General features: G+C 52.1%; 19 protein-coding genes. All 19 read right to left on the reverse strand.

Translation table 11 applies throughout. The features are described 5' to 3' along the window. Positions 1-18: 18 nt before the first annotated feature. Complete coding sequence (locus tag ABID13_RS24300) at positions 19-834, reverse strand: hypothetical protein (protein WP_007868356.1); 816 nt, start codon at positions 832-834, stop codon at positions 19-21. A 351-nt stretch (positions 835-1,185) separates the two neighbouring features. Further along, positions 1,186-3,012, reverse strand: a complete 1,827-nt coding sequence (locus ABID13_RS24305) for a carbohydrate-binding domain-containing protein (protein ID WP_048929580.1) — start codon at positions 3,010-3,012, stop codon at positions 1,186-1,188. 76 nt (positions 3,013-3,088) lie between these two features. Beyond that, positions 3,089-3,763, reverse strand: coding sequence for a DUF4956 domain-containing protein (locus tag ABID13_RS24310; protein WP_040417260.1), 675 nt, complete (start codon positions 3,761-3,763; stop codon positions 3,089-3,091). Further along, positions 3,756-4,526, reverse strand: a complete 771-nt coding sequence (locus ABID13_RS24315; protein WP_007868365.1) for a polyphosphate polymerase domain-containing protein — start codon at positions 4,524-4,526, stop codon at positions 3,756-3,758. Before ABID13_RS24315 ends, ABID13_RS24310 begins: the two co-directional genes overlap by 8 nt. A gap of 146 nt (positions 4,527-4,672) precedes the next feature. Further along, complete coding sequence (locus tag ABID13_RS24320) at positions 4,673-5,296, reverse strand: DUF47 domain-containing protein (RefSeq protein ID WP_007868367.1); 624 nt, start codon at positions 5,294-5,296, stop codon at positions 4,673-4,675. 17 nt (positions 5,297-5,313) lie between these two features. After that, positions 5,314-6,372 (reverse strand): inorganic phosphate transporter, encoded by a 1,059-nt coding sequence (locus ABID13_RS24325; protein ID WP_007868369.1) that lies wholly within the window; start codon positions 6,370-6,372, stop codon positions 5,314-5,316. Positions 6,373-6,600: 228 nt separating this feature from the next. After that, positions 6,601-6,960 carry a GNAT family N-acetyltransferase gene (locus ABID13_RS24330; protein ID WP_048929581.1) on the reverse strand — a complete coding sequence of 120 codons (360 nt, stop codon included), beginning with the start codon at positions 6,958-6,960 and terminating at the stop codon, positions 6,601-6,603. Then, positions 6,935-7,750: an ATP-dependent sacrificial sulfur transferase LarE gene (gene larE, locus ABID13_RS24335; protein ID WP_045091730.1), complete on the reverse strand. Its 816-nt coding sequence runs from the start codon at positions 7,748-7,750 to the stop codon at positions 6,935-6,937. Before larE ends, ABID13_RS24330 begins: the two co-directional genes overlap by 26 nt. Before the next feature lie 2 nt (positions 7,751-7,752). Next, positions 7,753-9,402 (reverse strand): nickel pincer cofactor biosynthesis protein LarC, encoded by a 1,650-nt coding sequence (larC, locus tag ABID13_RS24340; RefSeq protein ID WP_048929582.1) that lies wholly within the window; start codon positions 9,400-9,402, stop codon positions 7,753-7,755. 1 nt (position 9,403) lies between these two features. Then, entirely contained in the window at positions 9,404-10,147 is a 744-nt protein-coding gene (larB, locus tag ABID13_RS24345; RefSeq protein WP_007868382.1) for a nickel pincer cofactor biosynthesis protein LarB, read from the reverse strand. Between the two features lie 2 nt (positions 10,148-10,149). Then, positions 10,150-10,761, reverse strand: coding sequence for an ABC transporter ATP-binding protein (locus ABID13_RS24350; protein ID WP_007868383.1), 612 nt, complete (start codon positions 10,759-10,761; stop codon positions 10,150-10,152). Further along, positions 10,758-11,681, reverse strand: a complete 924-nt coding sequence (locus tag ABID13_RS24355; RefSeq protein WP_048929583.1) for an ABC transporter ATP-binding protein — start codon at positions 11,679-11,681, stop codon at positions 10,758-10,760. Before ABID13_RS24355 ends, ABID13_RS24350 begins: the two co-directional genes overlap by 4 nt. A gap of 76 nt (positions 11,682-11,757) precedes the next feature. Then, a complete protein-coding gene (locus ABID13_RS24360; RefSeq protein ID WP_048929584.1) occupies positions 11,758-12,591 on the reverse strand; it encodes an ABC transporter permease in 834 nt (277 codons plus the stop codon). Further along, positions 12,591-13,574, reverse strand: a complete 984-nt coding sequence (locus tag ABID13_RS24365; RefSeq protein WP_045091727.1) for an ABC transporter permease — start codon at positions 13,572-13,574, stop codon at positions 12,591-12,593. Before ABID13_RS24365 ends, ABID13_RS24360 begins: the two co-directional genes overlap by 1 nt. Positions 13,575-13,604: 30 nt before the next feature. Then, entirely contained in the window at positions 13,605-15,320 is a 1,716-nt protein-coding gene (locus tag ABID13_RS24370) for an ABC transporter substrate-binding protein (protein WP_048929585.1), read from the reverse strand. Positions 15,321-15,653: 333 nt separating this feature from the next. Further along, positions 15,654-16,316 (reverse strand): sce7726 family protein, encoded by a 663-nt coding sequence (locus ABID13_RS24375; protein WP_048929586.1) that lies wholly within the window; start codon positions 16,314-16,316, stop codon positions 15,654-15,656. 219 nt (positions 16,317-16,535) lie between these two features. After that, the gene (gene deoC, locus ABID13_RS24380) at positions 16,536-17,171 is read right to left on the reverse strand and encodes a deoxyribose-phosphate aldolase (protein WP_048929587.1); all 636 of its coding nucleotides are present in this window, start codon (positions 17,169-17,171) and stop codon (positions 16,536-16,538) included. 4 nt (positions 17,172-17,175) lie between these two features. Further along, positions 17,176-17,952 (reverse strand): uridine phosphorylase, encoded by a 777-nt coding sequence (udp, locus tag ABID13_RS24385; RefSeq protein WP_048929588.1) that lies wholly within the window; start codon positions 17,950-17,952, stop codon positions 17,176-17,178. A 125-nt stretch (positions 17,953-18,077) separates the two neighbouring features. Next, positions 18,078-18,518, reverse strand: a complete 441-nt coding sequence (locus ABID13_RS24390; protein WP_007868400.1) for a cytidine deaminase — start codon at positions 18,516-18,518, stop codon at positions 18,078-18,080. Positions 18,519-18,721: the final 203 nt, after the last annotated feature.

Raw genomic sequence — 18,721 nt, forward strand, 5'->3', positions numbered from 1 at the left:
AATCCGCCAAAGGATCCATTACTTATATAAGGACAGTTTATCCATCAGTATAATGGGATCATCCCACTCATTGTCTGTTACCAGGGAAACTTCCACCCGAACCTGGTTCTGTCCGGACACATCCGCACCAAAGTACATGATCTTCTCATTATAGTGGATGTCAGGGGATGTATAAAGCACCACATCATTGTCCCCGTACACAGTCACCTTGCCAAGAAGGCCGCTGCTGAACTGGGAGGACGGTGAAATGGCGCCTGAGAGCAACTTATACTCGCCATTGGTATTATACTTTACATAGCTGCCTTTTCCCTTGAGACGGATCGCATTTTCCCAGCGGTCCCCATCTGCAGTCTTGCCTGAAGTGATAATATTATATCCCTTTGTGGAAAAACCTTCCTGCATGTTCTGCACCAGGTATCCATTGGATAAGTCTATATTGTTGGACGGCTCTGCCTGGCCCTCGCCCGGGATCCAGACACCGTCAGTACCCAGCTGGCGTCCGTCAATCACAGTGCTTGTTGCCATGGCTCCGTTTGGAAGCAGGAAATACCACTTGTCATTATCCTTGAACCAGCCATTCTGCATCACACCGCTCTGGTCCAGATAGTACCAATAACCCTTGATCTGCTGCCAGCCGGTCTTCATAAAGCCGTCATTACCTATGTAATACCAATTATCATTGTCCTTGATCCATTCGTTGTAAGCGTACTTGTTCGCGCCTCTCTGGTACTTCCACTGATCATTTACATATTTCCATGTACCGGCATATGCGGGTACTGTCATAACCACACTCAGCGCCAGAGCTGCCAGTGTCATTGCCCAACGTTTCTTCATGCCAAATCTCCTTTCATTTACCACGTCATCCGCTTCCTAACAAGCAGATTCAATACATCCTGCACTTGTTACATTATAATTCATTATTTATTTTTATGCAACTGTCACTTTCCTCTGGGTGTACAGGCCAATGAGCGTGCCGGTGCCACAGGTTTACCATTTCCCTGTGAACGCCCTCAGGGATAAGCACTCCGGCGCAGACCCTTCCAGCCGCCCAAATACCGTGTTCCGGGCAGTTCTGCTCCTGCTGTGCCAAGGAACCGTTGATCGCTGCTTTAAGCTGCTTCTAACAGGATTATTTGTCAAATATGGTATGTAATTGGAAATTCTGGAACCTTATGGCTTACCTGGTCATTCACTGACCGTACGTTCCCTTGCTGAGTCAGGCATATCGGTGCCCTCCTCCCCTGTTTTGCCATCGCCGCGGGGCATTCTGCCGCCGCCGGGCATCCCGCCTTTGCCCTCGGACATTTGGCCATCTCCGGCTGCATCTTTGCCTTCCAGCCCTCGGCCGTCCTCCGGCATCCTGCCTCCAAAGTCACCCCCATTACCTCCGCCAGGGCCTTTGCCCATTCCTCTGCCGTTCATCTGCTCTCCCAACCGGGTCATGACCTGGTCCAGGGTAATGTCCTGTTCCTCCCCTGCCGTGGACAGCTGATAGGTCTTTCCCTGTTCCAGACCCGGCAGGCTTAAGAGAATACATCCAAAATCCTTCTTTGGCTCAAATGTGAGAAGCTCCCTGCCGTCCTCATCGGACAGGACCACCTGGGAACCGGCTGCCTGGTTTTCACTGTAAAACACTAGGATGGAATTCTGGGCAGATTCTTCTGAAAATCCCTGCATCATGCCGGAACTTCCCGCCGCTACGAATATACCGCCGTTTATGACTGCCGTCCCGTTATAATCCAACGCCCCGTCCCCGTTGCTTACAGGGCCGTTAATATAGGTTTCCCCGCCTTCCACGTACAAGTTTCCATTGGAATCGATCCCGTCCGCCATGGCATCCACCACAATGGTCCCTCCTGTGATCCGCACATATGCTTCCGGGTTATTCTGCATTTTTTCCCTCTCACTGTCCTGGCCGGACCCGCCGCTTCCTCCCGCGGCATTGATCCCGTCATCCGTGGACTTGATCCTGATGTTTCCGCCGGTTATATCCACCTTCAGCCCCTCCAGGCCTTCGTAGCTCTCCTGTATATCGATGGTGCCGCCTGAAACTGTCAGCCATGTCTCCCCGTGGACCGCGTCATCCCCGGCCTGAATGACAATGTCTCCCCCTTCTATGATCACGTATCCCTTTTCAGGATCCTTATCATTGTTGGATTTAATGCCGTCCTCCCCGGTCTTGATCTGAATCCTGCCGTCCCTGATTGTCACGGAGTCTTTGCCCTTCAGCCCGTCTTTTACAGCCGTTATGTTGAGGGTGCCGGATATGACCTTAAGATCGTCCTTGCTCCGCACCCCATTGCTGTAGTTTCCGTTGACTGTAAGGCTTCCCGTTCCGTTGATGGTCAGGTCGTCCTTGCTGAACACGGCGGCGTCAGGCTCATCCTCATCTGTGGATCCAAATATATATTCCGCACCGTCCGTCACTGAATTATCAGTTCCCTCCGCCAGGATCAGGATGATTTTTTTGCTCTGTTTTCCATACACGGGGGATGTGTTTGCATTAGAAATGTGGAATCCGTCCATCACAAGCCTGACCAGATCGTCCTTGCCTGCATCCACCAGAAGCTGCCCGTCAAAATTCCCCCGCAGCACATAGGTTCCGGCAGCCGTTATGCGGATGGTTCCGTTTTCCGCCACCCCATTGTCCCCCTGGATCGTCACCTCTGATCCACTGCAGTCTATGACAGTGGAGGATGCCTCATCCCAGCCCTCATCCAGATCACTGTCGTCATATTCAGCTGATTTTCCGTGTGTGCCAGCAGCATCCGCTCCATCCGTCCCATTCAGATCCCCTTCCGCCTGGCCAGTGCCGCTTTCAGGCTGTTTGGAACCATCCTGGCCGGAATCCCAGCCGGAACCTTGCCCGGAGGTTTCCTGGGTTTTACCGCCCCCGGCGCCCTCCCCTGTTCCTTTGCTGCATCCGGCCAGCTGCAGGGCCAGTATGAGTGCCGCCAGCGCCGCCGCCCATCTCACCTTTCTTCTGCCGTTCTGCCTTTTGATCTTTATCATTTCAAACCACCTTTCTTTCCTTTTTCCGTCTTTTCGTAACTGTTCAGGACATCCGATGCCTTACTAAAACCTCCGGCTACAGGTTCTCATTTCCCGAATCCAGCCTGCCGCATACCACGGTCAGGTTCCCATTGCGGCACCGGATCTCATCCAGCAAAGCCTTTTCCACTTCCTGAGATTTAAGTTCCACATGATAACACAGCTCATACAAGCTTCCCATGTTCACGGTTCTCACCCGGATCATATCTGCCTTTTTGGCATATTTCTGGAAAATGTCGTCAAAGATTCCGGTGTAATCCAGATTTTCCGGTATGGTCACCTTCAGTTCTTTGCGAAGAAGCTGCCCACTCATATCGGGAACCATCAAAAGCAGGATGGTGACAACTCCCACCACGGCTACCATAAACACGCCGATCCCTATGAACCCCATTCCTGTGGCCAATCCCACTGCCATGGCCAGGAACACACTGCTTATCTCCCTGGCATTGCCCGGCAGGGAGCGGAACCGCACCAGGCTGAATGCACCCATCACAGCCACGCCGGTCCCCAGGTTTCCATTTACGATCATGATCACCATCTGCACAATGACGGGAAGCACGGCCAGGGTCATAAGGAAGCTCCGGCTGCTCTGGTTCCTGTACATGTGAACGGCTGCCAGTATCAATCCCAGGGCCAGGGAAACAGTTGTACACACTGCCATATGTACCATTGTAATATTAGATGTTGTTTCATTTAAAATACTCTCAAGCACAGATAAGCCCTCCTTGTTCATATTGGGTCCGGCCGCTGTATCCCCCATTTTCCTCCTCAATGGCCGCCATCAGCATGGGATGGATGTATTTTCCATAAAATGTTCCATACTTGGAGTAGGAAACCGGAAAGATCCCAAAATCCGCCAGTATCCTGCTAAACCACACCGGCATGGCATCCGTTATCTTGATCTCCATCAGGACCATGTCCTGGGGCAAAAGGCATTTTCCATATGGTTCCACCCGCAGATCCAGTTCTCCCAGCCGTCCCAGGATATTTTGATCAAAGGTCACCCGCAGCTCCCGGTCCATCTGACAGGTATAAGCCGTCCTCTCATAGGAGATATAAGCCATGGGCCTTAACCCATACCGCTTGACCGTATAATCCACTTCCTTAAGGATCTGTCCCTCTTCCTTTGGTTCAATCCCATAATAGAGATATTTCCTGGCTGTCTCCAGGCTCATCTCCACTCTCCGCTTATACACCACGGACTCAAACTTTTTTTTGATTTCCACAAATACAGTGGAGCTGTCATCTATTGATCCGCCGTAACAGCGCAGCCTTACCTTTTCCTTGTACACGGGCTTTTCTATGGAGGTGCGTATCAGCTCATAATCCGGCGTATCCAGATAAATATTGCGGATGGTATGGCGGCCATACACATCCATGTCCATAACACCGTTTAGGACCAGCATCAGACGCTGGTATTGTTCGCCTGTCAGCAGATACTTTTTCTCATGCCGTTTGAATACGATCTGTGCCATTTTCCTTCCTCCTTTACTGTTTCGTCCCCTTTAGATTAACGTGAAAATGTGTCAGGCTTTTGTAATATTTGTGTTGACAATGTGAAAAAAGGCACTGTCCCTGCTTTTATTCAGGAACAATGCCTTATGGGAAATACCTGCTTGCATCAGGTATTTTTCATGATCACACTCTCTACAATATCAGCCACGTGCTCGCAGGCATCGCAGCATTTTTCCAAATACACATAGATCTCTCTCCACGCAATGATCTCAATGGGATCCTTCACCTCTGTGTGGAGTTTCCGCATGGAATCAATGAACATGCGGTCCCCTTCCTCCTCCAATGCATTGATCTCAATGATCAGCCCATGGAGTGTTTTGGATTTCTTAAAGTCCGCAAATTCTTCCATCACTTCCTTCAGGGCATTGCAGCAGCGGATAATGACCTTTGTAAATTCCACTGCTTCCGGCTTAATAGTATGTACATTGTTAATGTAGATACGGATCAGAACGTCCTCGATCTTGTCCGTCACCTCGTCAATGCTCTGGCTCAAAAGGATGATATCCTCACGCTCAATAGGAGTAATGAACGCCTTTACCAGAACCCCCATCATCTCATGTTTTTTCTTGTCCGCGTCATGCTCGATCTTATGCAGCTCATCCAGCTTGTCCTGCAAAAGGCCTGTGTCGAAGTTCATCAGGTTATCCTCCAGCATCTTTGCCGCCTCGCAGCCGCACTGGACACATTCTATAAAATTCTGAAAATAGTAGCTATCGCTTTTCTTAGACATCTCATCTTCTCCTTATCCTAACCGTGGAACAGCATCATAAACAGCTTTGCTATGAAGAATCCTATGATACCGCAGCCCGGGAACGTCATGATCCAGGTCATTACCATATCCTTGACAACACTGAAATTAATGGCTGAAAGACGCTTCACCGCACCCACTCCCATGATCGCAGTGGTTTTTGTGTGGGTGGTGCTCACCGGGATTCCAAACATCGAAAAGCCCAGCAGACAGGCCGCTCCTGCCATATCCGCCGAAAAGCCCTGGTATTTCTCCAGGCGGACCATATCCATTCCCACTGACTTGATGATCTTTTTTCCGCCAATGGACGTTCCAAGAGCCATGGCCGCAGACCCCAGAAGAAGCATCCACAGCGGGAACTCTACCCCTGCCGTGCTGCTGCTTCCGTTCACCATACAGATTCCAAGAAGCATGACACCCATAAACTTCTGTCCGTCCTGTGCGCCGTGCATAAAGGCCATGGCCGCCGCACCGGCGATCTGTGCGTACCGGAAAAACCCTGTGGTCCTGCGCCTGTCCATATTCCGGCAGGTCCAGGAGACCAGCTTACAGGAAAGATATCCGCTTGAAAATCCCAATACCACGGAAAAGACCAGACCATAGACCACCTTCATCCACTCAGAAGCATTGATGGCGGAGAACCCGCCGCGGATCGCCACAGCCGCTCCTGTAAGGCCTGCGATCAATGCATGGCTCTCACTGGTGGGACAGCCGATGGATACTGCGAAGGATGACCACACCACAATGGAAAACAGAGCCGCACACAGCGCAATCAAGGCAATGGAAGTATCATCACCAAAATTAACCATGTTGGTGATGGTGGACGCAACCGTGGCATTGATCATGGTCATGACAACAATTCCGGCGCAGTTACAGACAGCAGCCATGACAATGGCGACATTTACATCCAGGGACCTGGTGGACACACAGGTCGCAATGGCATTGGGTGCATCCGTGATACCATTTACACAGATAACCCCCAAGGTCAGAAGGACTGTGATCAGCAAGGCCGGATTCGTCACTAACTGTTGCAGGAAAAAGGAAAACGACATATCCATAATTCTTTTTTACCTACTCTCTCATTCTTTTACTTTATCTTTACGTAAATTTTACATACTCACGATTTTTATTCTAGCACGGTTTTATATCGGAGTAAAGTTTTTATTTCATTAATATAAGGGGGAAATGTTCAAATTTTGATAATAGGAAAGCCGGCATTATCCAACATCGGATAATACCGGCATTTGCATTGATTTCCTTATACATAAGTGGTCAATACGATATGTCTATCCTTTTGACTTGTTGATCATAAATGACTGCAATGACTTCTCTATATTGAGACGTTCATAAAAGCCTTCCGCTTCCGGCTGAGCGCCAAAAAACAGGGATGTTGGGGAAATGTCCGCTGCACGGTCCATCAGTTCTCTGCCTATCCCCTGTTTTCGGTATTCTTTCAGGACAAGTACTTCCGATATGGTGCCGAACAGATAGCCGTCACTTAATATACGGATACAGCCCACCAGCTTATCATGATCCCATGCAGTAATATTGATCGTTTTGTCAATGGCCTTTTGCATCCTCTCATTATCATAGGAACCGGGCCACACTTGATTGGACCTCTTATCTGTTTTCTTCAATCCCCACATCCATACTTCCTGAACGGAATCCCTCCATATCCAGGGTCACATAGGTAAATCCCAGCATTTTCAGCCTGCGGACCACTTCCTCCCTCATCTCCAGCAGGCTGGGAAATGCGCTCTGGTCCACCTCCAGCCTGGCGATCTGGCCATGAAGGCGCAGCCGTACATTGCCCCCTAAAACACTCTTAAGGTACTCCTCCCCATGGGCGATCCGCTCCAGCACCTCATAGTCAATTTTTGTATTATACGGCAGCCTGGTAGCCATGCAGGGGGTGGAGGGCCTTGATGCCACAGAGATATTGTACTCGGCGGCCATCTCTTTAACCATCTCCTTTGTAATATGCAGCTCCGCCAGAGGGCTTATGATCCCCAGTTCCCTCAGTGCATGGATTCCCGGACGGTACACGTGCATGTCATCCTCGTTGGTGCCGTCCAGGATCCAGCGGACCCCCTTTTCCTGTGCCAGATCCTTCAGCGTCATAAACAGATGGCGCTTGCACAGATAACAGCGGTTTTCGGGGTTGAAGCGTATTTCCTCCTGCTCCAGTTCATCCACCTTTATGACCTGGTGGATTCCCCCCAGCTCACCGGCCACCCGTCTGGCGATCTCCAGGTCACAGGATGGGTGGAGCCTGCTGTCAAATGTCACTGCGTACACCCGTTTCCCTGTTTCGGCAGCCGCGTCAGCCGCCAGTTTAAGGAGCAGGCTTGAATCCACTCCCCCGGAAAACGCAAGGCAGATATCCTCTGATGCCAGTTCCCTCATCCTGTAATGGAGCATTTCCCTTTCATTCATATTTACAATCCTTTCCCCTGTGCTTCCATCTGCACTTCCCGGTATACGGTCATAAAGTCCCGCCCTGTTTCACGGCAGATACGGCGCACACTCTCATACTCCGGATAATAAAATCTCTTATCCTTATAGGCGCATACCTTTACCTCCGCCTGGCCGCAGTCCATGTCCACACTCATCTTTTCCCTGGAAAGCACGGTCCTTGTCACCGGGTACTGTCTGATCCCAATGGTCGTGGTATGGATCAGTATGATATCCTCCAGCTTTTCCCGGTCCTCTTTCCTGCACAGCACGGACAGAGTGTACGCAGGCCTGTTCTTTTTCATAAAGATCGGTGTATACCACACATCCGCAGCCCCTGCCTCTAAAAGCAGTTCCATTGTAAAGCCCAGGATCTCTCCTGTACAGTCATCCAGATTGGTCTCCATCATCCACATGGAACAGCCATTCCAGGAAGTTTCCCCTGCCGGGTCTCTGTCATAGCCCAGGTCTTTGTTATAGCCCGGGCCGTTCCCATGATCCGTTTCCTTGTCTGCTTGCGATGTCTCCATCAACATGGCGCGGAGCACATTGGCCTGTTTAAATACCCGGTTTCCTGCTCCCATTCCGATCTTAAGGATCCGGCAGGAATCCGGCAGATGATCCATGGTGCGCAGCGCTGCCGCAATCGCTGCCCCCGTAGGGGTGACCATCTCCCCGTCATTGTCCGTAAGCCTGAGATCCAGCCCATAAGCTGATGCAATATTGGCCGTGGCCGGAACGGGAACAGGGAGGATCCCATGCTGGCAATGTACATGGCCATGTCCCTCAGACAAGGGTGACACCACCACGTCCTCCACTCCCAAGTTGTCCACACACACCGCCACACTGATGATATCCACAATGGAATCAGTGGCTCCCACTTCGTGGAAATGCACCTGTTCCAGCGGCAGACCATGGGCCCTGGACTCTGCCTCGGCCACGATCCTGAACATCCGGCGTGCTAAATCCTTCACATGGTCATTGGATTCCAGCCTGTCGATGATCTGGTATATGTCAAAAAGATTTCTGTGCACATGGCCATGGTCATCTCCGTGGGAATGAGAATGCTCATGGGGGTGTTCGTGGCTGTGGGAATGTTCATGGCTATGGGAATGTTCATGCTCGTGGATCTCCTCATGGGGATGGACATGCTCATGGATCTCCCCATAGAGATGGGCATGCTCATGGATCTCCCCATAGAGATGGGCATGCTCATGGATCTCCCACTGGTCATGAGTATGGGACTGCGCATCTGCATGATCGTGGCTGTGCCCATGCCCTTCCCCATGACCATGGCTGTGCTCATGCCCTTCCCCATGACCATGGCTGTGCCCATGCCCTTCCCCATGCTCATGACTGTGCCCATGCCCTTCCCCATGCTCATGACTGTGCCCATGCCCTTCCCCATGTTCATGACTATGCCCATGTCCGTCCTTTTCCAAATGCACATCAAAATCATAGGAATCCAGCCCGCACACGTTCTTCCGCCCAAAATGCAGATGATATCCGCCCACTCCCAGGCTTCCAAGGGCGTGTTCCAACACATGCCTGTCCGCGCCCAGATCCAAAAGCGCCCCAACCGTCATATCTCCGCTGATCCCTGAATTACATTCCAAATACAATATCTTTCCCATTTTATCTTACCGCCAATCTGTTTATTTGCGTGGCCAGGTAACCGGCCCCGTATCCATTGTCAATATTTACAACTGAAATTCCATTAGCGCAGGAATTCAGCATGGTCAAAAGAGCTGACAAACCATGAAAACTGGCCCCATAGCCCACGGATGTGGGGACCGCGATCACCGGGCAGTCTGCAAGACCTGCGATCACAGTGCCCAATGCGCCTTCCATTCCCGCCACTGCAATGATGCAGTTGGCTTTCATGATCCGGTCCCGCTGGGAAAGCAGTCTGTGGATGCCCGCCACTCCCACATCAAAGATCCGGTCCACCGCGCATCCGAAATACTCCGCTGTCTGCGCAGCTTCCTCCGCCACGGGTATATCCGCCGTGCCGCCTGTGCATACTGCGATCAGCCCTTTTCTTTCCTTGCCCGGGCGTTCCACCTTGAGGATCCTGGAGATGGGGTCATAGACCACCTCCGGCACAGCGGACTGGACCAGCTTAAACTGTTCCCCGGTTGCCCTTGTTCCCAGCACCTCCCCGTCCCGCTCATAAAACCGCCTGTAGATCTCCAGCAGATATGCGTCCGGTTTTCCCTGGCAGAACACAGTCTCTCCAAATCCCGATCTGAGTTTTCTGTGATGGTCCAGCTTTGCATATCCCAGATCCTCATAGGGGAGATCCTTTAAAACCTTTTGTGCATCCTCTATGTCAACTGCCCCTGTTTTCACCTTTTCCAGCAGTTCTCTTACGTCCATCTTCAAATTTCCTCCTTTAAATCCACAATCCTGGTGCACACCCGCTCCAGCAGTTCCCCGGAGTGGCTCACCACCACCAGCCCGATCCTGCGGCGGCCAACCTCCTCCAAAAGGAAATTCCATATCTGGCTCTGTGTGATCAGGTCCAGCATGGTGCTGATCTCATCCGCCAGCAGAAACCGCGTCCTTTTACCCAATGCCCTGGCAATGCAAAACCTCTGCAGCTCCCCTCCGGAAAGCTCACCCGGGAACCGGTTCATCCAGTCCGGTTCAATTCCCAGACCATTCAGGATCCGTTCCTCCACCCCGTCCCCTTCCTTTATGACCTCCGCCATCCTGAGCCGTGGATTCACGGACATCTCCGGATGCTGCCACACCATCTGAACCGGGCAGTAGGGTCCATAGCCGGAAAGAGGCTTTCCATCCAGCAGGACACGCCCATGGTCCGGATCTTCATATCCGGCAAGTATTTTACAAAAGGTGGTCTTTCCAAATCCGCTGGGCGCCGTAATCCCTACCCGCTCATCCTGCTCCAGGCTCATGCTCACATTGTTCAGTATCTTCCTGTTTCCATTATCATATTGAAAGGAAATGTTCTCCGCCGCCAGTCTCATGGTACCGCCTTCCTACATTTTACCATACCGCCCCTATAAGAGCGATACTCTATTTCTTCCAAACAGCCGGGATCCATATGGGGACATCTGGGTCCGTACGGGCAGCCGGGTGGAAGATCCTTCACATAGGGCTGTGCGCCGGGCTCAGCCTCAAATCCATGTGCCGGCATCGCCCTGAACAAAGCCCTGGTATAAGGATGGCGCAGCCCTTCCTCCCTCTCAAAGTCAGACACGGCCGCTTCCTCCACATTGGTGCCCGCATAGAACACCACGATCCGGTCAGCCACCTCCAGCGCCAGTTCCAGGTCATGGGTGATCAGAAGCACCCCTGCCCCCTCATCCGCGATCTCCCGAAAATGTGACAACACCCGCTTGGCCGCGCTGATATGCAGACCCGGTGTGGGTTCATCCGCGATCACCAGCTTTGGTTTTTCCATCACGGCAGTGGATATCAGAATCCGCCTTGTCATTCCGCCGGAAAGCTGGAACGGATAAAGCTCTTCCGTCTCCTCCCCCAGCCCATACCTGCCGGTGACTTCCCTGCTGCGGGCTCTGGACGCCTCATCCTTATGCCCCTTTCTCACCTGGTCTCCCACCTTCATAAGGGGATCCAGATAGGAAACACTTTGGGGCACCAGGACCATCCGGTTCCCCCTCAGTTCCTTTACCCGCTTTTGTGTCAGTTCTTCCCCCTCAAAGGAAATTGGCCCCGACCATGAAGCATTGGCCGGAAGCAGCCCCATAACCGCGTGGGCCAGCAGGCTTTTTCCTGAACCGCTGGAACCCACCACGGCCACGATCTCATGTTCTTTTATATTGACGCTTAAATCCCTGATGACAGGAAGCTGCGTCTTCCTCCATCCCCTCTCATACTGGGAAAATGAGATCATCAGGTGTTCCACTGATAATATTGTCTCCATACCCCTAATCTCCTTCCATTCCCGGCCGTGTGCCGCACATCCAACGTTTATAGCGCCAAACCCATGACCCTGCGTTCTACAGATGGGCCTTATTGGGATTGGTCAGCGTCACCAGGGTGTCGCCGATAAAATGGAACAGCACCACCACAAACACCAGCAGCAGTCCCGGGAACAGGGCCAGCCACCATTTCCCCATGGTCAGATACTTCATGCTCTCAGACAGGATCACACCGATAGCCGGCTGTTCCGGGGGAAGTCCGAACCCAAGGAAGGTAATGCTTGCCTCGTGGAGGATGGCGTGTGGAAACAAAAGGACCACGCCCACCAGCACCTGCGGCAGCAGATGGGGCATCATGTGTTTCCACGCGATCCGCACTTTTCCCATTCCAAGTTTGCCCGCTATCTTAATGTACTGGCTTTCCTTCAGCTGCATGACCTCCGCTCTCAAAAGCCTTGCCAGGGATGTCCAGTGTGTCAGGGAAATCCCTATCATCACACCCCAGAATCCTTTACCGGCCGCAAAGGAAATAAGAATGAGCAAAAGGATATGGGGGATCCCCATGACCAGGTCAATGATCCCTGCCACGATCCCATCCGCCGCCTTTCCCAGGCAGGCTGCCGCTGTTCCCATAAAGCAGGCGATCACCGCACTCACCGCCGCGGTCAGAATGCCGATCCTTATGCTCAGCGACAAGCCCGTGATGGTCCTCACAAACATATCGCGCCCCATCCAGTCTGTCCCAAAGGGATATTGAAGACAGGGAGCCAGATTCTTTCTGGAAAAATCCGTCACCATAGCTTCATCCGCCAGAACCCTTCCCCCCACTGTAATGGCTGCCAGCATCAGGGCTGCCATGATCAGAAACAGGAACAGGGTCTTACGCCGGTTCCACTCTGAAAACCATCCCATCACCCAGCCCTCCTTTTTCTGATCCTCGGGTCCACAACCTGGTAAAGCACATTTGCAGTGAGATTGCCCCCGAACACAATGGCGGCGCTGATCATGGTGATACCCAGCAGCAGCGGCACGTCCCCTCCCAGTCCGGCCGTAACAGCAGCACGTCCCAGTCCGGGATAGGAAAACACCTGTTCCACCAGCACTGAACCGCCGAAAATTTCACTGACCGAGGCAAACTGAAGGGTCATGGCCGGAAGCAGGATATTGCGTATTCCATGCCGTTTCACGATCTCCCACTCCGACTCCCCTCTTGCCCTTGCAAACAGCACATAATCGCTCTCCATCACCTCTGCCATCTTCTCCCTTGTATGAAGGGCGATATTGGAAATGCCGGTAATGGAAAGTGCAGCCACCGGAAGGATGCCGTGGACCAGCCGGTCCCCCAGGGTGACCGCGGACGCCTCCATTCCAATGGGAACGCTGAGCCCAATGGGAAGGATCTTCAGCCACACCGCAAACACCATCAACAATACCAAGGCCAGCCAGAAAGCCGGCGTGCTGGCAGTGACAAGGGCGTACCCGGAGATCAGCTTATCTGTCAGCCTTCCCTTCCTGGCCCCTGCAGCCACCCCCAGCACAAATCCCACCACGCCGGATATCACCCAGGCCGATGCCATCAGCCACAGGGAATTGGCCAGCTTTTCCCCAATCACCTTGGAGACAGGCCGGCGGTACAGCAGGGACATCCCCATATCCCCTTGCAGGAAATCTCCTGCCCAGGACACGTACCGTTTCACAGGCGGCGTGTTTACGCCCCAGTACTCCTCAAGCTGTGCGATCTGCTCCTGGCTCATGCTTCCCAGCGCCGCCTGCCCCACATTGGTCTTTAACGGATCCAGGGGCGACACGGTCACCAGGAAAAATGCCGCAATGCTGACCAGCACAAGAAGCACGCCCAGCCGTATGATACTCCTTCCAACCTGTCTCAAACTCATGTTATCGTCCTTTCATCCAAACCACAAATCCTATTCCCAGCTCCACTGGTCCACATTATTCACAATCGTCCAGCCATGGCCGTGGGGATGAAGCTTCTGGTCAGCCACCTTAAGGTTCTCCCTGGACCAGTACAGATGGTCAATATTCACCAGCCAGATCCACGGAATATCCCCGTCCTGGGTTATCCCTGTATTTCCATCCCACTGCGCCTTTTTCCACAGCTCATAGGACTGCTCCAGATCACTGGATGCCAGAGCCTCATCCATATAGCGGTCCACGTTCTCATTGGCATAAGGGGAATACTCCGCCACACCGGAGTCCTTTATGGTGTGGTAAATATTGTAAAGTTCCATGGGCGTATGGGCGCCCCAGCCCCACATCAGCGGCTCGGCCTGGGCCCTGTCATAAGCAGTATCCCATCCCACGCCCTCTGTCTTTACCTCGATACCCACCTTTTTTAACTGGTTGGCCGTATCCGCCGCCAATGCCTGACGCACAGAATCACTGGCAGGATACATAAGGGTCATGGATGCCCTGACGCCATCCTTTTCCCGGATCCCATCGCCGCCCGCTTTCCAGCCTGCCTCCTCCAGGATCTGCTCCGCCTTCACCGCATCATAGGAAACCTTTGCAGCGTCATTATACCAGGGCATCTTGTCACACACACTGTAGGCCGGGCTTCCGAATCCGTTGAGCACATTGTGGATCATCTCATCCCTGTCAATGGCTAGATTGATGGCGCGCCTGACCTGCACATCGCTGGTAAAATCATTTCCCAGGGGGATACCGTCCTCATTCTTCCCTCCTGCCGAAACAGCCGGCAGGTTAAATCCCCTGTTATCCACTGTCTCAAAGGATAAAAGTTCATATCCCGGCAGGGCCTGGTCAGAGTAGGAAGCCGCTGTATACGCCAGATCCGCCTGTCCGGACATGACCGCCGCATAAGCTGCGTCTTCCTCCATGAACAGGATCGTTACCTTTTTCATTTTCGGCTCTTCCCCGTAATAACCAGGGTTTGCCTCCAGGATCACCTGCTGTCCCTTATCCCACTGCTTCAGCATATAACGGCCTGAACCCACCGGGTGTTCCCCGTATCCTGCTCCGTAAGCATGTTCGGGCACGATCCCCACAATTGCCATGGTATAGGGCCAGATGGAATACGGTCTGTTCATCCTGAATTCCACCGTGGTATCATCCAGGGCAGCAGCCTCCTTCAGCATGGTAAAATCATTGACTGAGCTGGTGTCCCTCAGTGTATTATACGTAAATGCCACATCCTCTGCCGTCAGCTTTTCCCCGTCTGTAAACGACACATCATCCCGTATGGTCACGGTCCAGGTAAGTCCGTCATCGCTGGCCTCCATTCCTGTTGCCAGGTCATACCCTATTTTCAGATCCGTTGTGGTCACGGTCAACGTGCTCTGGATCAAAGGCTCATGTACATGCTCTCCCGCTCCCCATCCGTAAGCCGGGTCAAATCCCGCCTCTGGTTCCGATGTGGGCCCCATGACAACTATGACATCGTTCTTGTCCGTTCCTGCCTGTGATGCCCCCGGCTGTGATGTTCCCGGCTGTGGTGCTTCTGACTGTGCCCCTTCTGACCGTGACACTTCTGACTGTGGTGCTTCTGACTGCTGTCCATTTTCCGGCTGTCCGGTTTTACTTGCACTGTTCCCCCCACATCCGGCAGCCATCAAGGTCACTGCCAGGATCGCCGCCACGGTATAGCTTATTTGTTTCTTCATTCCCGTCCTCCTCTAAATCATGAAATGCCATCCCTGATTCCTCAGGTCCAACTGTTTTATTTTTTCTCTGCCGCCCTTTCAAGACGCACAAAAATACCAGGAAACTAGACTTATCCCTTAAGGATAAACATACCTTCCTGGTATTTTCCTGATATCATATTTGATCTGCTGCTGATCTGCTGCTTTTGATCCAAATCCACTTATGGATCATAAAGAACTTCAACTCTTTAAAGATGTTGACTTCTGTCAACCGTTAATGAAAATTATACGAAAATCTTTGTGGCACGTCAATCATTTTCTATTAAAATCCATCCATATTCTATGTTGTGACAGTCACATCATCCCACTGCGTGATCCCGTCCTCCTGCGCCGTGCTCTCCGCTTTCCCACGGTTCCCTTTTCAGATGCCGGCCTGTTCCGGCTTTTGTAATCCCGGATCACTGCTTCGATCCGTGTATAATCCCGTTCAAACAGTTCCTCGCTCACCAAAAGGGACCGCTGCTCCTCCGGAACCTTTTGGATCATTTTCTCGATCACAAAGGCCTTACTCTTTTCCTTATATCTGGGCATTTGGGTCAACTCCTGAATGTGCACCAGCTCCGGGCGCCACAAAAGGCTGAGCTTGCGTTTCCAGTTCATCTGAGGATTTTTCCCTGCCTCCCGCCGAATATAAAAATCAATCCCCTCCTGTGTCTGCTCCACTGTAATGATACCCCACCATTCAGGGACATGTTCCTGTACATGGGCCCCATGGGTGGAACCTGCCACCACGATGTTTTGGTCAAAATACCGGTCATAATCCCTGACCTGGCGTTCCAGGCGCACATAGGTGTCCGCATCACTTTTTATTTCAATCCCTGTCAAACGCCCCGGAAGGACCATCACAATATCCGCCCTTGATCTTCCCACCTGTTTTTCTTCTATGATCCTCATTTTGCCATAGGTTTCCTCCAGAAACTCAAAAAGAGGTTCCCTAATATCCTTGTCATACAGCATACTTTAATCGTTTAAACTCCTCTGCCTCCGTCAGTCCGCGGGCTCCCTGCCCCTCTGACATATTCTGTAATAATTCTACTATAAACGCACAAAAAAGGACAGCCATTTCTGACCGTCCCCGTTATCCTTTACATCTCCATGATCCATATCCCTGCACATTCCATATCTCTGCACATTTCATATCTCTGCACATTCCATATTTCTGCACATTCCATATCTCTACGGTATCAGCCTGCTGGTTCCCAGCCGGTCGGCTCCCAGGGCAATAAAATCCTCCGCGTCCTGTAAAGATGCGATCCCGCCCGCGGCCTTGACCTTGACCCGGGGACCGGAGTGTTTTCTCAATAGCGCCACATCCTCCCGGGTTGCTCCGCCTGTGGAAAAGCCTGTGGAGGTTTTAATATAATCCGCGCCGGACTGCGTTACCACACGGCACATTTCCTTCTTTTCATTTTCCGTTAACAGGCAGGTCTCAATGATCACCTTCAGGCATTTTCCGGCGCAGGCAGCTTTTATCTGTCTGATCTCCTCCAATACCTGTTCGTAAAGCCCTTCCTTTACCATCCCGATATTAATGACCATATCGATCTCATCCGCGCCGTTCCTGACCGCGTCCTCTGTCTCAAACACTTTAGCGGCCGTGGTCATATTGCCGTTGGGGAATCCGATGACCGTGCAGATGGCCAAATTTTCCCCTGTATACTCCTTGGCGCGCTTCACATAGCAGGGCGGGATGCATACGGAAGCAGTTGCATGTTCCATTCCCTCCCTGCAAAGCGTCTCGATCTGTTCCCATGTGGCGGTCTGCTTTAACAGCGTATGGTCCACCCTGCCCAAAATATCCTTCTTTTCCATGTTATCAGCTCCTGTCTTCCTTGATCAGCCTGCGGATGGCTTCCACCGCCACCTTGATCGCAGCCTCGGTGTCATGTACAATGGGATTATCCAGCCCCGCATTCTGCCGTTCCTGGTTACCCACCACCAGGAAATCAGAGCCGCAGCGCACGCGCAGATGGCTTGCTGCAATAAATAAAGCCGCGGATTCCATCTCAGACGCCTTGCATCCCATGCGCTTCCATGCCTCCCACTTATTGAGGAGCTCATAGCTTACCGGCATCCTTTCCGGTTCATGCTGTCCGTAAAATGCATCCTTGCACTCCACAACCCCTGCATGATAGGTATATCCCAATGCCTTTGCCGCTGAAACCAGCGCGTTGGTCACATCCAGGTCCGCCACCGCGGGATATTCAATGGGGGCGTATTCCTTGCTGGTTCCCTCCATACGGATGGCTCCCGTGGCAACTACGATGTCCCCGCCTTTTACATTCATCTCCATCCCGCCGCAGGTTCCCACCCGGATAAATGTGTCCGCGCCGCACAGCACCAGCTCCTCCAGGGCAATGGACGCGGAGGGGCCGCCGATACCGGTTGAGGTGACACTGACCTTCTCCCCGTCCAGACAGCCTGTATATGTGATATATTCCCTGCTGTCCGCTACCAACCGGGCATTGTCAAAATGCTTTGCGATTTTCTCACAGCGCTTCGGGTCCCCCGGCATGATCACATAGCGGCCCACATCGCCTTTTCTAATCTGTAAATGATATTGTAATCCTTCTTCTCCAGAATAATTCTGCATGCTGCTTCTCTCCTCACAAGGGCGTGTCTTAACATTGGTTTTGCCAGCTGCACGTCCGATCCTCTTATTCTTTTCCACGTCTTTTGATCGTGGGCTTTCCTATGATGTTTTAGGCAGAGCGGCCGTCATTTGCGGGAATCCGCAGGCACTGCCTCCTTCAGGTTATCCGGCCCAAAACCCAATGGCAGCAGTTCTTCCAGGAGGAACGTCCTCACCTTGCCACCGCCGTTTTCCAGAATGATCCTGAAGGTTTTTGGATCGCAGAATTCCATCATTACCTGACGGCAGACTCCACAAGGGGCACACATCTCCCCTGTCCGGCCTTCCCCGGGACCACCCACGATCGCAATTGCTTCAAATTCCCGTTCTCCCTCTGATACTGCTTTAAAAAACGCGGTGCGTTCCGCACAGTTGGTGGGACCATAGGAGGCATTCTCAATATTGCATCCGAGATAAACCGTTCCTGATCTTGTAAGAAGCGCTGCTCCTACCCTGAAACCTGAGTATGGGGTATATGCCTGTTCCCTGCCTTTGCAGGCCAACTCTATCAGCTCTGTTTCATTCATCCTTTATTCCTCCCTACTGCTCGAGGTAGTGTCAAGTTTCACTACCTGTTTTATTGTTTAAACCTTGATTTTATGGGAGTTTGCAATAAAAAGAGCAATGACCTCCCTTTTTTTGGTATAATGTCCTCGACCAAAATTCCAAAATACCAGAAAGGATTTCATTGCTCATGGACATTATACTTTATTTACTTAACATTATTCAA

Origin of the sequence: Enterocloster citroniae (assembly GCF_040545455.1) — a bacterium.
Taxonomy (GTDB): domain Bacteria; phylum Bacillota; class Clostridia; order Lachnospirales; family Lachnospiraceae; genus Enterocloster; species Enterocloster citroniae.

Excerpts from the sequence above, each read along its gene's own strand:
- ABID13_RS24355 (WP_048929583.1), bottom strand. The coding sequence starts at position 11,681 with ATGGAGACAATATTATCAGTGGAACACCTGATGATCTCATTTTCCCAG.
- ABID13_RS24330 (WP_048929581.1), bottom strand. The coding sequence starts at position 6,960 with ATGTGGGGATTGAAGAAAACAGATAAGAGGTCCAATCAAGTGTGGCCC.
- ABID13_RS24315 (WP_007868365.1), bottom strand. The coding sequence starts at position 4,526 with ATGGCACAGATCGTATTCAAACGGCATGAGAAAAAGTATCTGCTGACA.
- ABID13_RS24325 (WP_007868369.1), bottom strand. The coding sequence starts at position 6,372 with ATGGATATGTCGTTTTCCTTTTTCCTGCAACAGTTAGTGACGAATCCG.
- ABID13_RS24320 (WP_007868367.1), bottom strand. The coding sequence starts at position 5,296 with ATGTCTAAGAAAAGCGATAGCTACTATTTTCAGAATTTTATAGAATGT.
- ABID13_RS24390 (WP_007868400.1), bottom strand. The coding sequence starts at position 18,518 with ATGAATGAAACAGAGCTGATAGAGTTGGCCTGCAAAGGCAGGGAACAG.
- ABID13_RS24365 (WP_045091727.1), bottom strand. The coding sequence starts at position 13,574 with ATGAGTTTGAGACAGGTTGGAAGGAGTATCATACGGCTGGGCGTGCTT.
- ABID13_RS24350 (WP_007868383.1), bottom strand. The coding sequence starts at position 10,761 with ATGAGACTGGCGGCGGAGAACATTTCCTTTCAATATGATAATGGAAAC.
- ABID13_RS24370 (WP_048929585.1), bottom strand. The coding sequence starts at position 15,320 with ATGAAGAAACAAATAAGCTATACCGTGGCGGCGATCCTGGCAGTGACC.
- larE (WP_045091730.1), bottom strand. The coding sequence starts at position 7,750 with ATGAATGAAAGGGAAATGCTCCATTACAGGATGAGGGAACTGGCATCA.
- ABID13_RS24300 (WP_007868356.1), bottom strand. The coding sequence starts at position 834 with ATGAAGAAACGTTGGGCAATGACACTGGCAGCTCTGGCGCTGAGTGTG.
- larB (WP_007868382.1), bottom strand. The coding sequence starts at position 10,147 with ATGGACGTAAGAGAACTGCTGGAAAAGGTGAAAACAGGGGCAGTTGAC.
- larC (WP_048929582.1), bottom strand. The coding sequence starts at position 9,402 with ATGGGAAAGATATTGTATTTGGAATGTAATTCAGGGATCAGCGGAGAT.
- ABID13_RS24375 (WP_048929586.1), bottom strand. The coding sequence starts at position 16,316 with ATGCTGTATGACAAGGATATTAGGGAACCTCTTTTTGAGTTTCTGGAG.
- udp (WP_048929588.1), bottom strand. The coding sequence starts at position 17,952 with ATGCAGAATTATTCTGGAGAAGAAGGATTACAATATCATTTACAGATT.
- ABID13_RS24360 (WP_048929584.1), bottom strand. The coding sequence starts at position 12,591 with ATGGGATGGTTTTCAGAGTGGAACCGGCGTAAGACCCTGTTCCTGTTT.
- ABID13_RS24305 (WP_048929580.1), bottom strand. The coding sequence starts at position 3,012 with ATGATAAAGATCAAAAGGCAGAACGGCAGAAGAAAGGTGAGATGGGCG.
- deoC (WP_048929587.1), bottom strand. The coding sequence starts at position 17,171 with ATGGAAAAGAAGGATATTTTGGGCAGGGTGGACCATACGCTGTTAAAG.